Consider the following 11,729-nt stretch of genomic DNA (forward strand, 5'->3'; position numbering starts at 1 on the left):
TCAACTGCCATGGCGGGGCTCTACACCCGCCGTGGCAGGGGCCATGACTAGTCCGCGCGCTTGGCGTCCAGGCTCCAGGCACCCGCACCCCATGCTGCCACCGTGAGCAAGCCACCCACCACGGCAATATTCTTGAAGAAGGCTTGCTGCTGCATCATGACCTGATCAGCCGGCACCGCCCAGTACTTGTGAAAGACAAAGGTGATCACGACCGTGAACAGGGCCATGCCAAGCGCCGCCCAGCGGGTTTGCAGGCCCACCAGCAGCAGCAGCCCCAGGCCCAGCTCGACACCAATCGCTGCCGCGGTGGCCACTTCGGGAAAAGGAACGCCCTGGGATGCGATGAAGCCAGTCGTGCCGGCGAAGCCGCCGATTTTGCTGAAACCCGCAGGCACGAACAGCAACGCCAGCAAGACGCGGCCAATCAGCGACAAAGGATTTTGGAGAGATGCAAACATGGTGAGTCCTTATTTAATTAGAAAAGCAAATGAAGAAAAATGAAGAAAATGATGGATCAAAAAATCATGATAGGCAAGCGCTATCACATTGAACCTTGCCTTTGATACTTTTAGTCTTGCAGCGTCTCAAGGCGCCAAATCAAAGACCAGAACTTCGGCCGATTGCCCCCGGCCCAGCCGCAACTGGCTTTCCGATTGCAGGGCGGCAGCATCACCCGAGCGAAGCAGCTGGCCGTTCACCTCAAGCTGCCCCCGGATCAGGTGCACATAGGTTTTACGCGACGGATCCAGCGCCAGTGTGGCAGCTTCGTCACCGTCAAACAGGCCCGCACGAATGCTGGCATCTGCATGGATCATGACAGAGCCCTGCGCGCCGTCCGGCGAGGCCACCAGGCGCAGTGCGCCGCGCTTCTCGGCCTCCGGGAAAGTTTTTTGCTCATAGCTGGGGACAATCCCTGTCACGTTCGGTTCGATCCAGATTTGCAGGAAGTGCGTGGTCTGGCCTTCGGCATGGTTGAATTCGCTGTGCTGCACGCCGGTGCCGGCACTCATGCGCTGCACATCACCGGGCGGGATGCCCTTCACGTTACCGATGCTGTCCTTGTGCGCCAGCTCGCCGCTCAGCACATAGCTGATGATTTCCATGTCCTTGTGGCCGTGCGTGCCAAAGCCCCTGCCCGCCGCAATGCGGTCCTCATTGATGACGCGCAGGTTGCCAAAACCCATGTGGGCCGGGTCGTAGTAGCCGGCAAACGAAAAGGAATGAAACGATTTAAGCCATCCGTGGTCGGCATAGCCTCGTTCGCTGGAAGTTCTTAAGGTCATCATCCCGTGCTCCTTTCAAGGTGCGTTGAGTGCGTTGCAATGACTCCAATGTAAGAGCCAGAACCCTCCTGGCAATTGCTTTCATTTGATGGCATCATTCAAATTATTTGAACCTTTAGAGCCCAATGATTAACACTGCGGTCCGTGATGCCCTCACCCCCGAAGCCATCGGACTGATCGGTGCCGTGCACCGCACCGGAAGCATGGCCGCCGCCGCCCGGGAGTTGGGCGTGGTGCCCAGCGCCCTGACCTACCGGATTCGCCAGGTGGAAGATGCGCTCGATGTGCTGCTGTTTGACCGCTCGTCGCGACAGGCCAGACTGACCGAAGCCGGCAAGGAACTGCTGCGCGAAGGCAACCGCCTGCTGGCTGAACTCGATGCGGTGGCCAATCGCGTCAAGCGCGTGGCAACGGGCTGGGAACCGGAGCTCACGCTGGCTGTCGATAGCGTGATTTCGCGCACCACCGTGATGGAGCTGTGCGAGGCATTTTTTGCGCTGGACCCGCCCACCCGCTTGCGGATACGTGAAGAGGCTTTGTCCGGCACACTGGAAGCCCTGACCTCAGGCCAGGCCGACCTGGCCATCGGTGTCGCGATCAACGTGGATACCAAGCCGGCGCCGAGCAAGGCGCTGCAGAGCAGGCCACTGGGCACCATCCATTTCGTCTACGCCGTGGCACCCCATCATCCGCTGGCCCAGGCCGCGGAACCCATCACGGACGCGATGCTCATGCCGCACCGCGCCGTGGCTGTCGCCGACTCGGTGCAGCGGGGCAGCGGCGTGACAATGGGCCTGCTAGGCGGCCAGGACATATTTACCGTGCCGGGCATGCAGGAAAAACTCGACGCACAGCTGCGCGGCCTGGGCGGAGGGTTTTTGCCGGAATACCTGGCGCGGCCCCACATCGCCACGGGCCGGCTGGTGGAAAAGAGGATGCAGCGGGCGGCGCGCCTGGTGCCTGTGAGCTACGCCTGGCGCCGCACCACCGGCAGCGAAGGACGTGCCCTGCAGTGGTGGCTGGGGCAACTGGACCATCCCACCACCCGCAAAGCATTGCTGGAACGCGAGCAATCCATTTAAAACCGTTGTAAAACCGTGCCCTGCAGGCCGGCTGGCCGCGCCTGCGTGTAGAGTGCGCTTATGGATTTCGTTTATGGTTGCGCTGTAAATGAATTTTTGAACCGATGGATGGACGAGTCAAACACCCCTTTCACCCAACCAGAAAAAGTAGAGAGACATGACAAAGAAATCCCGCACTGCTTCACCTGAAAAATTCAAACAGCGCCACATCGCCGTGGTGGGTGCCGGCATCGCCGGCATCGCCTGTGCGCGCACGCTGACACAAGCCGGGCACCAGGTTACTGTCTTCGAGAAAAGCAAGGGGGCGGGTGGACGCATGGCCACCCGGGACAGCGAGTTTGGTGGATTCGACCACGGCACCCAGTACTTCACGGTGCGTGACGCGCGCTTTGAAAAAGCATTGGCCACAGTCCCCGGGCTGGTACGCCCCTGGAGCGCCAATACCGTTCGCATTCTCGATGAGCTGGGCCGCGTCGTGGCCTCTTCGCTGCCGCCCAAGGAAGCCCACTGGGTTGCCACCCCCGGCATGAACGCGCTGGTTCGCCGGTGGGCCGAGCCCCTGGCAGCGGCCGGTAAACTGGTGCTTGAAACCGAAGTGGTCCGGCTGGAAGCCGACAGGCTGCACCCGGAGCGCTGGCAGCTGCAGACCGACGGCCCTGGCGCCAGCAACCGGGTTCACTCGGGCTTTGACGCTGTGGTTTTGGCCGTGCCCTCATCGCAGGCCGATGGCTTGCTGCTGAACTCACAACAGGGCAAACCGCTGAGGGCGGCGATGGCCGACGTCAGCGTGGCGCCCTGCTGGAGCCTGATGCTGGCTTTTCCGCAAGCCCTCCAGCCCACACTGTCGCATCTGGGCCCGCACTGGAATGCGGCGCGCAGCACCCACCACCGCATCGCCTGGCTGGCCCGCGAGTCCTCCAAGCCCGGGCGCAGCCCGATCGAACGCTGGACCGTCCAGGCCAGCCCGGAATGGTCGGAACGCCATCTGGAAGACGACGCCGAACGCGTGAAAGCCAAACTGCTCAAGGCCTTCACGGAAGTCACCGGCATACGGGCGCAGCCGCCACACGCCGTGGTGCACCGCTGGCGCCATGCCCAAACCATCGAGCCCCTGGGAAAGAGCCATGCCTGGGACCCGAAATCCCGCATTGGCGCCTGCGGCGACTGGTGCCTGGGCCACCGGGTTGAAGACGGCTTCCTGTCAGGCCTGGAAATGGCCCTGGCTATCGCCTAGCCGATACCCATGGCCGGCACAGCGCAGCACGCGGAGTGACCCGGCGTGGGAGCCCCCTACATTGGCCGGTTCGCGCCTTCGCCAACCGGCCCGCTGCATGCAGGTTCGCTCGTAGCGGCATTGGCGAGCTGGCTCGATGCCCGCGCTCACCACGGGCAGTGGCTGGTGCGCATCGAAGATGTCGATACGCCCCGTTGTGTGCCGGGTGCGGACCAGACCATTCTTGCGCAGCTCGCAACCTGCGGGCTGCTGCCCGATGAAGCACCGGTATACCAGTCACAGCGCAGCGCCTTGTACCAAAGCGCGCTGGATCAGCTCGTGGCACGGCGCCTGGCCTACCCCTGCGCCTGCACGCGGCAGGACATTGCACGCGCACTTGCGGCCAGCGGACAAGCGCGGGCACGCCACGGCGAGCTGGTTTATCCGGGCACCTGCCGACAGGGCCTGAACGGCCGTCCTGCCCGCGCCTGGCGCTTCCTCACGGAAACACCTCGGGAAAACATGCCGCTGGCAGGATCCCCTCAGACACAACGCGCTGTTCCATCAATAGCCATCGCAAAAGAAGGTGGCGACGTGGTGTGGCAAGACCGGCTGCTGGGCAGCCAGGCGCAAAACGTGAGCCGCGAAGTCGGCGATTTTGTGCTCAAGCGCGCAGATGGCCTCTGGGCCTACCAGTTGGCCGTGGTGGTGGACGACGCAGCCCAGGGCGTGACCGACATCGTGCGCGGCCAGGATCTGGCCGACAACACGGCGCGGCAAATCCTGTTGCAACGCGCACTCGCCCTGCCCCAGCCGCGTTATCTGCACACCCCCCTGGTGCTGGGGCGCAACGGCGAAAAGCTGTCCAAACAAAACGGCGCCCAGCCGCTGGACACCAGCCACCCGCTTGCCGTGCTTCAGCAGGCCGGTCAATTGCTGGGCCTGCAGGGCAATGCCGCAGCCGGCACACCGGCAGCATGGCTGCAGCAGGCGGTGCCCCAATGGGCAAGCCGTCATCCAGACGCGGCGCACTAAAATCGCGTTGTGATTGAAAACCCCGCCCCCAACGCCACCGACTTCCCCGAGGGCCCGTCCACCGACGCGAGCCATCCCCGCAACATCCGGAGTTTTGTCCGGCGCACCGGCCGCACGACCGCCGGCCAGGCCAAGGCGTTTACAGACGTGGGCCCCCGGTTTTTACTGCCCTACACGCCTGCGCCCCTGAATTTCGCCGCCGCCTTTGAACGGGTGGCTCCCACCATCCTGGAGATCGGCTTCGGCATGGGCGAGGCCACGGCGCACATTGCGGCACTGAGTCCCGACAAAAATTTCCTCTGCTGCGAAGTGCACACCCCCGGCGTCGGCGCGCTGCTCAAGCGTATCCAGGAGCAGGCCCTGGGCAACATCCGCATCCTTCAGCACGATGCCGTCGAAGTCATTGACAACATGTTGCCAGCCGGCAGCCTGGACGGCGTTCACATCTTCTTTCCAGACCCCTGGCATAAAAAGAAACACAACAAGCGCCGCCTGATCCAGGCGCCCCTGATTGCCAAGCTGGCGGCCAGGCTGAAACCCGGTGGCTACCTGCACTGCGCCACCGACTGGCAGCCCTATGCCGAGCAGATTCTCGAAGTGCTGAGCGCCGAAGCCCTGCTGAAAAACACGGCTGACACGTCGGGTGACGGTTACGCCCCCAAGCCCGACTACCGCCCCCTGACCAAGTTTGAAAACCGCGGCATCAAGCTCGGGCATGGTGTCTGGGATGTGGTGTTCACGCGTATTTGAGCCCTCTGTGTCCGACGATGTAAACAGACTGCCCCCGCATGGACTGCCAACCCGCGATGGTGTCAGCCCAAGTTGTGTCGGTTTGCCTGCGGGTCACTGGCCGACCATCACTGATTTTCTGCTTGAGCGCTTCCCCGCCATCACGCGCGAGGTCTGGCTTCAGCGCATGCGGGATGGCCTGGTCGTCGATGAATTTGGCGTTGCCGTCACGCCCGGGCGCCCCTACCGCGGCCACATGCGGCTGTACTATTACCGCGCCCTGGACGACGAGCCCCGCATTCCGTTTGAAGAAATCCTGCTCTACCAGGACGAACACCTGGTGGTCGCCGACAAGCCGCATTTCTTGCCTGTCACACCTTCGGGCCCCTACCTGCAAGAAACACTGCTGGTGCGGCTTAAAAACAGCTTGGGCATTGACAGCCTGATCCCGATTCACCGCATTGACCGGGAAACCGCGGGCCTGGTGCTGTTTTCAGTTCAGCCCGCCGAGCGCAATGCCTACCAGGCCTTGTTCAGGCATCGCAGCGTCAGCAAACACTACGAAGCCATTGCGCCGTGGCGCGATGATTTGTCATTCCCCATCACCCGCAAAAGCCGCATCGTGGAGGACGAGCCGTTCTTTCGCCAGCGCGAAGTGCCGGGCGAGCCCAACAGCGAAACCTGTATTGATGTGCTGGAAATCAAAGGCGACAAGGCGCGTTATGCGCTCAGCCCGGTCACCGGCAAAAAGCATCAGTTGCGTGTGCACATGAACGCGCTGGGTCTGCCCATCATGAACGACCGGATGTACCCGCCCGTCGAAACCACACCCGAGGACGACTACGGCCTGCCCCTGCAACTGCTGGCCAAATCGATTGCCTTTACCGACCCGGTGACCGGGCAGGCCAGGCAGTTTCAGAGCAGGCTCTGTTTGTCATTGGCCTGAACCGGGTTCTGGGCCTGCCGGACCAGGAAGGCGTCGGCTGCAAATCGGCGGCGGCAGTTCAATGCTGCCAAGTTAAACCATAACTTGTTAGAGCCTAATACGTAAACACACAAGTTACGAAACATGGGTCGCGGCCTGGCGTACCTTCATGAGCCGTTCCATCAGGTATTCCGCAAAGCTTTCGGTCGCGGGCGACGCTATCCGATAGGCGGGCCGGTACAGGCAGACCTGGCGCATGACTTCGGGCTCCACGATGCGGCGCATCACCAGGCCCTGCCGTTTGGCCCAGGGCGCCACGTAGGCGGGCGACACCGTGGCGGCCAGGCCTGCTGCAGCCAGGCCGAGCGCGGTGGAGATGTTGTCCACCACATCGTGCGGGCTGATGCGCTCATCCTCTGGCAAAGCCGCGCCCATTTGCGCCACGCTAAGTTCGTGGTCACGCCCCGCCGTTACCAATGCGTGAGAACGTAAATCGCTCCATTGCAGCACCCGTTTGGCCGCCAGCGCATGGTCTTTGGCGCACCACAACACCCAGGGGCTGCTGAACAGGCTGATGCGCAGCACGTTGTCGCTGCTCTGGCGGTCGGGGCCGACGGCCAGATCGACCTCGCCGCTGGCCACCATGTCGGTGAGTTGCTCCACCGCCGCGTCCCGAATGCGCACAACGAGCTTGGGGCGGTCCTGGCTGTGGGCCCGAATGATGGGCGGCAGGATGGCGCTGGCGATCACCATGGGGGCCGCCACCCGCACCAGCCCGGCTGCCCGGTTGCGCAGGTCGGTAGCGGCCACTTCGGCCAGGCGCAGGTGTTTGAGCACGGTCTGGGCCGAACTGAAAAACTCCTTGCCAGCCGCCGACAGGGCCACTTTGCGCGTGCTGCGCTCGAACAGCCTGAAGTCCAGGCTGGACTCCAGCTCGACCACCAGTTGGCTCACCGCCGAAGGGCTCAGCGCCAGCCGGTCAGCGGCGGCGGTGAAGCTCAGCAGCTCGGCCACGGTCACGAAGGCATCGAGCTGGCGCAGGGTATAGCGGGGCAAGGACATGGGTTGATTATGAAGAAAACCTAAGCAATACACCAATATTTATCGTTTGTTGTTGCGCGTTCACTCTTGCAAACTGCCTGCCTCTGAAGTTGATCTCTCGCCAGATCCTTCACTTTGTTCCACCAACCAGACAGGAGACCTCCCATGAAAACTTCTCGCCGCGAACTGTTGCACCTCGCCCTGGCCACCGCCGCCGGCAGCCTGCCCCTGGTCAGCCGGGCGCAAACCATCGAAACCGCGAAAATCCTGACAGGCTTCGCGGCCGGCGGCACGGTGGACACGCTGGCCCGCCGGGCCGCCACCCAACTGAACGGCAGCTACGCCAAGGCGGCGGTCGTCGACACCCGCACCGGTGCGGGCGGGCAGATCGCCATATTGGCGCTGAAAGCCTCGGCTCCGGACGGCGCCACCTTGCTGGCGACGCCGATGTCGATGCTGGGCATCTACCCGCACACCTACAGAAAGCTGCAGTACGACCCGGTGGCTGACTTGACGCCCGTATCGCTGGGCGTGGTGTTCGACATGGGTTTCGCCGTGGGCCCCCAAGTTCCGGCATCGGTCAAGACCGTCCCCGAATTCCTGGAGTGGTGCAAAGCCCACCCCGCCAGCGCCAACTTCGGCTCGCCGGCGCCGGGCTCCGTACCGCATTTTGTTGGCGAGCTGATCGGCCGGGCCGGCAAGGTCAACTTGCAGCACATCGGTTTCCGCGGTTCTCAGCCCGCCATCCTGGACATGATGGGTGGGCAGATCGCCGCCGTGTCGGCGCCGGTGGGCGAGTTCTTGCCGCATTTGAGCGGTGGCAAGGTCCGCCTGCTGGCCACCTCGGGGGCCAGCCGCAATAGATTCACCCCCGGCACCAGCACCTTGGTGGAACAAGGGCTCAAGGACCTGGTCTTCGGTGAATGGTTTGGTTTTTACCTGCCGGGAAAAGCGCCTGCGGACGTGGTGTCAAAAGCCAACGCCGCCATTCGCACCGCCCTGGCCAACAAGGAAGTGATCGAGGGCCTGGCCGCCATGGGCCTGGAAGCCCGATCGTCCAGTCCGGCGGAACTGGCCGCCATGCTCAAGGCCGACACCGAGAAGTGGGGCCCGATCGTGAAAGCGATTGGTTTCACCGCCGAATCCTAGTGTGCTGCATCGCTCTTGATGGAACAAATAAAACCGATGGATTTTTGCCCAGGATTAGGCGCAAACCACAGCAATAGCTCCGCTATTGCGCGGATTTGTAACGACATCCTGGGTGAAAAGACGCGGTTTTATGTTCCAGATAGAGCGAGGCAGCACACCAGGCCCAGACTCACCCAAGACAAGCAAGGAGACACCGGCATGCTGACCCCCGACATCCACCAGGCCCTGGCGCGCGAACTGCACCAGGCGGAAAAAACCCGCGTGCAGGTCGAGCATTTCTCCAAACGCTACCCCGGCATGGAGATGGCCGACAGCTACGCCATCCAGCGTGCCTGGGTGCAGATCAAGCTGGACGAGGGCCGCAGCATCCTGGGCCACAAGATCGGCCTGACCTCGCGCGCCATGCAAATTTCGTCGCAGATCACCGAGCCGGACTACGGTGCCATGCTTGATGACATGCTGTTCCCCGAGGGCGCCGACATCCCGGTGCAGCGTTTCATCCTGCCGCGCGTCGAGGTCGAGCTGGCCTTCATCCTGGGTAAGGACCTGCACGGCCCGAACGTGACGATTTTTGACGTGCTGGCCGCCACGGACTACGTTGTGCCCGCGCTGGAGATCATCGACGCCCGCATCGAGCAGCTCGACCGCGTCACCAAGGCGCCGCGCAAGGTGCTGGACACCATTGCCGACAACGCCGCCAATGCCGGCATCGTGATGGGCGGCCGTCCGGTCAAACCCGATGCGGTCGACCTGCGCTGGAGCGGCGCCCTGCTCTACAAAAACGGCGTGATCGAAGAAAGCGGCCTGGCCGCCGCCGTGCTGAACCACCCGGCCAACGGCGTCGCCTGGCTGGCCAACAAACTGGCGCTTCATGGCGAAGGCCTGGCCGCCGGCGAGGTGGTGCTGGGCGGCTCCTTCACCCGCCCGGTGGCCGGCGCGGCGGGCGATACCTTTCACGCCGATTACGGCCCTTTGGGTGCGATCTCCTTTCGCTTCATGTGAGGCTTTGGTCCATGCAAACTCCTGACAATCTATTCAAACAAGCCCTGGCCTGGGGCGAAGTTCAAATCGGCCTGTGGCAGGCCCTGGCCGACCCGTATGCCGCTGAACTCTGCGCCGGCAGCGGCTTCGACTGGCTGCTGCTCGACGGCGAGCACGCGCCCAATGACTTACGCACTTTGCTGGGCGCCTTGCAAAGCGTGGCGGCCTACCCGACGCATCCGGTGGTGCGTGTGCCGCACGGCGACGCGGCCCTCATCAAGCAGGTGCTGGACATCGGCGCGACCACCGTGCTGGTGCCCATGGTCGAGTCGGCCGAGCAGGCCGCCGCGCTGGTGCGCGCCATGCGCTACCCGCCGCAGGGCGTGCGCGGCGTCGGCAGTGCCATCGCCCGCTCGGCGCGCTGGTCGCGCTACCCCAACTATCTGCAGGAAGCCAATGAGCGCGTCTGCCTGCTGGTGCAGGTCGAGTCGCTGGCCGCTTTGCAGAACATCGAGGCGATTGCGGCGGTAGACGGGGTGGACGGCGTGTTCATCGGCCCGGCGGATTTGTCGGCCTCCATGGGCTACCTGGGCCAGCCCGCGCACCCCGAGGTGCGGGCTGCCATCGACCAGGCCATTGGCTGCATCCTGCGCGCCGGCAAGGCGCCCGGCATTCTGTGTGCCGACGAAACCCTGGCCCGGCACTACCTCGACGTGGGGGCGCGCTTTATCGCAGTCGGCGTGGACACCACGCTCCTGGTGCGCGCCACCGCAGCGCTGGCGGCGCAATTCAAAACCGCGGTGTCCGCACCGGCCTCCAGTAGCGGGGTGTACTGACATGCTGCTCGATTCCCTTCGCGCCGCCTTTCGTGGCCGCCTGCTCACCGGTGTTGACGCTGCGCCCTTTTTGACCGACTTTCGCGGCAAGTGGACCGGCCAGGCGCTGGCCGTGGCGCAGCCCGACAATGCCGCAGAGGTGGCGAACATCGTCGCCTGGTGCCATGCGCACGGCGTGCCGGTGGTGCCGCAGGGCGGCAACACGGGCTTGTCCGGCGGCTCGGTTCCGGAGGCCCTGCCCCAGGCCTTGCCGGTGTTGCTATCGCTCACGCGCCTCAACAAAATCCGCGCCATTGATCCGCTGAACAACACCATGCTGGTCGAGGCCGGCGTGACCCTGCTGCAGGTGCAAGAGGCGGCGAAAGAAGCCGGGCGTCTGTTCCCTTTGAGTCTGGCCGCCGAGGGCACTTGCACCATTGGCGGCAACCTGGCCACCAATGCCGGCGGCGTGCAAGTGCTGCGCTACGGCAATGCGCGCGAGCTGTGCCTGGGGCTGGAAGTGGTCACGGCGGAAGGCGAACTGTGGAGCGGCCTGCGCCCCCTGCGCAAGGACAACACCGGCTACGACCTGCGCGACCTCTACATCGGCTCGGAGGGCACGCTGGGCGTGATCACCGCCGCCGCGCTCAAGCTGTTCCCGTTGCCTGCCGCGCAGGTGGTGGCGTTGGTGGCCGTACCCAGTCCGCAGGAAGCCTTGAATCTGCTGACCCTGGCGCAAGCGCGCCTCGGCGCGGGCCTGACGGCCTTTGAAATCCTCAGCGACACCTGCGTTGAGCTGGTGCTGCAGCACATCCCCGGCACGCGCCGCCCGCTGGCAGAGGCTTCGCCCTGGTATGCGCTGCTGGAGCTGTCTGCCACCACGGACGAAACACAGGCGGCACAAGCCATGGAAGGCCTGTTAGAGGCCGCCATGGAAAGCGAATGGGTGCTGGATGCCGCGCTTTCCACCAGCCTGGCTCAGTTCGAGGCGCTGTGGGCGCTGCGCGAGAACATCTCCGAAGCGCAAGGGGCAGAAGGCAAAACCATCAAGCACGACATTTCGCTGCCGATTTCCAGCATCCCGGCCTTCATCTCCAGCACCGACGCGCTGATCGCCGCCCGGTACCCGCAGGTGCGCCAGGTCACTTTCGGCCATCTGGGCGACGGCAACCTGCACTACAACGCCTCGCCGCTGCCTGGCAGCGGACCGCAACAGGTAGCCGAATTTCTGGCGCTCGAAGGCCCATTGAACCAGCTGGTGCATGACGCGGTACACGCGTTCGACGGATCAATTTCGGCCGAGCACGGCCTGGGCGTGCTGCGCCGCGACGAGTCGGCGCGTTACAAGTCGCCGCTGGAGCTGCAGCTGATGCGCCGCGTCAAACAGGCGCTGGACCCGCAAGGGCTGATGAACCCCGGCAAGGTCCTGAAATTTCAATGAAATTAGCCTCTAGCCCTCATACCGCCTGCACAAGC

General features: G+C 63.9%; 12 protein-coding genes. 9 read left to right on the forward strand and 3 right to left on the reverse strand.

Going from position 1 to position 11,729, the window contains the following annotated elements; translation table 11 throughout:
• Positions 1-47 precede the first annotated feature (47 nt).
• Together AC1DS5_RS04975 and AC1DS5_RS04980 are read right to left on the reverse strand one after the other, a co-directional pair.
• Complete coding sequence (locus AC1DS5_RS04975) at positions 48-458, reverse strand: DoxX family protein (RefSeq protein ID WP_477717137.1); 411 nt, start codon at positions 456-458, stop codon at positions 48-50.
• A gap of 126 nt (positions 459-584) precedes the next feature.
• Positions 585-1,286 carry a pirin family protein gene (locus AC1DS5_RS04980; RefSeq protein WP_477717138.1) on the reverse strand — a complete coding sequence of 234 codons (702 nt, stop codon included), beginning with the start codon at positions 1,284-1,286 and terminating at the stop codon, positions 585-587.
• A gap of 122 nt (positions 1,287-1,408) precedes the next feature.
• On the opposite strand from AC1DS5_RS04980, the gene AC1DS5_RS04985 reads away from it, so the two are divergent.
• The 5 genes from AC1DS5_RS04985 to AC1DS5_RS05005 all read left to right on the forward strand — a co-directional run bounded on the left by AC1DS5_RS04985 (position 1,409) and on the right by AC1DS5_RS05005 (position 6,288).
• Complete coding sequence (locus AC1DS5_RS04985) at positions 1,409-2,365, forward strand: LysR family transcriptional regulator (RefSeq protein ID WP_477717139.1); 957 nt, start codon at positions 1,409-1,411, stop codon at positions 2,363-2,365.
• A gap of 157 nt (positions 2,366-2,522) precedes the next feature.
• Complete coding sequence (locus AC1DS5_RS04990; protein ID WP_477717140.1) at positions 2,523-3,599, forward strand: NAD(P)/FAD-dependent oxidoreductase; 1,077 nt, start codon at positions 2,523-2,525, stop codon at positions 3,597-3,599.
• Between the two features lie 45 nt (positions 3,600-3,644).
• Positions 3,645-4,613 carry a tRNA glutamyl-Q(34) synthetase GluQRS gene (gene gluQRS / locus AC1DS5_RS04995; RefSeq protein WP_477717141.1) on the forward strand — a complete coding sequence of 323 codons (969 nt, stop codon included), beginning with the start codon at positions 3,645-3,647 and terminating at the stop codon, positions 4,611-4,613.
• A 9-nt stretch (positions 4,614-4,622) separates the two neighbouring features.
• Positions 4,623-5,363, forward strand: a complete 741-nt coding sequence (trmB, locus tag AC1DS5_RS05000) for a tRNA (guanosine(46)-N7)-methyltransferase TrmB (RefSeq protein WP_477717142.1) — start codon at positions 4,623-4,625, stop codon at positions 5,361-5,363.
• Between the two features lie 7 nt (positions 5,364-5,370).
• The gene (locus AC1DS5_RS05005; protein ID WP_477717143.1) at positions 5,371-6,288 is read left to right on the forward strand and encodes an RluA family pseudouridine synthase; all 918 of its coding nucleotides are present in this window, start codon (positions 5,371-5,373) and stop codon (positions 6,286-6,288) included.
• A gap of 114 nt (positions 6,289-6,402) precedes the next feature.
• Here the strand turns inward: AC1DS5_RS05005 and AC1DS5_RS05010 are convergent, their stop codons facing one another.
• Positions 6,403-7,329 carry a LysR family transcriptional regulator gene (locus tag AC1DS5_RS05010; protein ID WP_477717144.1) on the reverse strand — a complete coding sequence of 309 codons (927 nt, stop codon included), beginning with the start codon at positions 7,327-7,329 and terminating at the stop codon, positions 6,403-6,405.
• Positions 7,330-7,473: 144 nt separating this feature from the next.
• Between AC1DS5_RS05010 and AC1DS5_RS05015 the strand changes: the two genes are divergently transcribed.
• From AC1DS5_RS05015 to AC1DS5_RS05030, 4 genes are all read left to right on the forward strand, one after another.
• Positions 7,474-8,457 (forward strand): Bug family tripartite tricarboxylate transporter substrate binding protein, encoded by a 984-nt coding sequence (locus tag AC1DS5_RS05015; protein ID WP_477717145.1) that lies wholly within the window; start codon positions 7,474-7,476, stop codon positions 8,455-8,457.
• A 198-nt stretch (positions 8,458-8,655) separates the two neighbouring features.
• Positions 8,656-9,459: a 2-oxo-hept-4-ene-1,7-dioate hydratase gene (gene hpaH / locus AC1DS5_RS05020; protein WP_477717146.1), complete on the forward strand. Its 804-nt coding sequence runs from the start codon at positions 8,656-8,658 to the stop codon at positions 9,457-9,459.
• Positions 9,460-9,470: 11 nt separating this feature from the next.
• Entirely contained in the window at positions 9,471-10,274 is an 804-nt protein-coding gene (gene hpaI / locus AC1DS5_RS05025; RefSeq protein WP_477717147.1) for a 4-hydroxy-2-oxoheptanedioate aldolase, read from the forward strand.
• 1 nt (position 10,275) lies between these two features.
• Positions 10,276-11,694 (forward strand): FAD-binding oxidoreductase, encoded by a 1,419-nt coding sequence (locus AC1DS5_RS05030; protein ID WP_477717148.1) that lies wholly within the window; start codon positions 10,276-10,278, stop codon positions 11,692-11,694.
• The last annotated feature ends 35 nt before the right edge of the window (positions 11,695-11,729 follow it).

This window comes from Polaromonas sp. P4_H1 (assembly GCF_056400945.1).

What these genes read in the sequence shown, in the direction of transcription:
- AC1DS5_RS04985 (WP_477717139.1), top strand. Translation starts at nt 1,409, where the DNA reads ATGATTAACACTGCGGTCCGTGATGCCCTCACCCCCGAAGCCATCGGA.
- hpaI (WP_477717147.1), top strand. Translation starts at nt 9,471, where the DNA reads ATGCAAACTCCTGACAATCTATTCAAACAAGCCCTGGCCTGGGGCGAA.
- AC1DS5_RS04980 (WP_477717138.1), bottom strand. Translation starts at nt 1,286, where the DNA reads ATGATGACCTTAAGAACTTCCAGCGAACGAGGCTATGCCGACCACGGA.
- AC1DS5_RS04975 (WP_477717137.1), bottom strand. Translation starts at nt 458, where the DNA reads ATGTTTGCATCTCTCCAAAATCCTTTGTCGCTGATTGGCCGCGTCTTG.
- AC1DS5_RS05030 (WP_477717148.1), top strand. Translation starts at nt 10,276, where the DNA reads ATGCTGCTCGATTCCCTTCGCGCCGCCTTTCGTGGCCGCCTGCTCACC.
- AC1DS5_RS04990 (WP_477717140.1), top strand. Translation starts at nt 2,523, where the DNA reads ATGACAAAGAAATCCCGCACTGCTTCACCTGAAAAATTCAAACAGCGC.
- AC1DS5_RS05015 (WP_477717145.1), top strand. Translation starts at nt 7,474, where the DNA reads ATGAAAACTTCTCGCCGCGAACTGTTGCACCTCGCCCTGGCCACCGCC.
- AC1DS5_RS05010 (WP_477717144.1), bottom strand. Translation starts at nt 7,329, where the DNA reads ATGTCCTTGCCCCGCTATACCCTGCGCCAGCTCGATGCCTTCGTGACC.
- hpaH (WP_477717146.1), top strand. Translation starts at nt 8,656, where the DNA reads ATGCTGACCCCCGACATCCACCAGGCCCTGGCGCGCGAACTGCACCAG.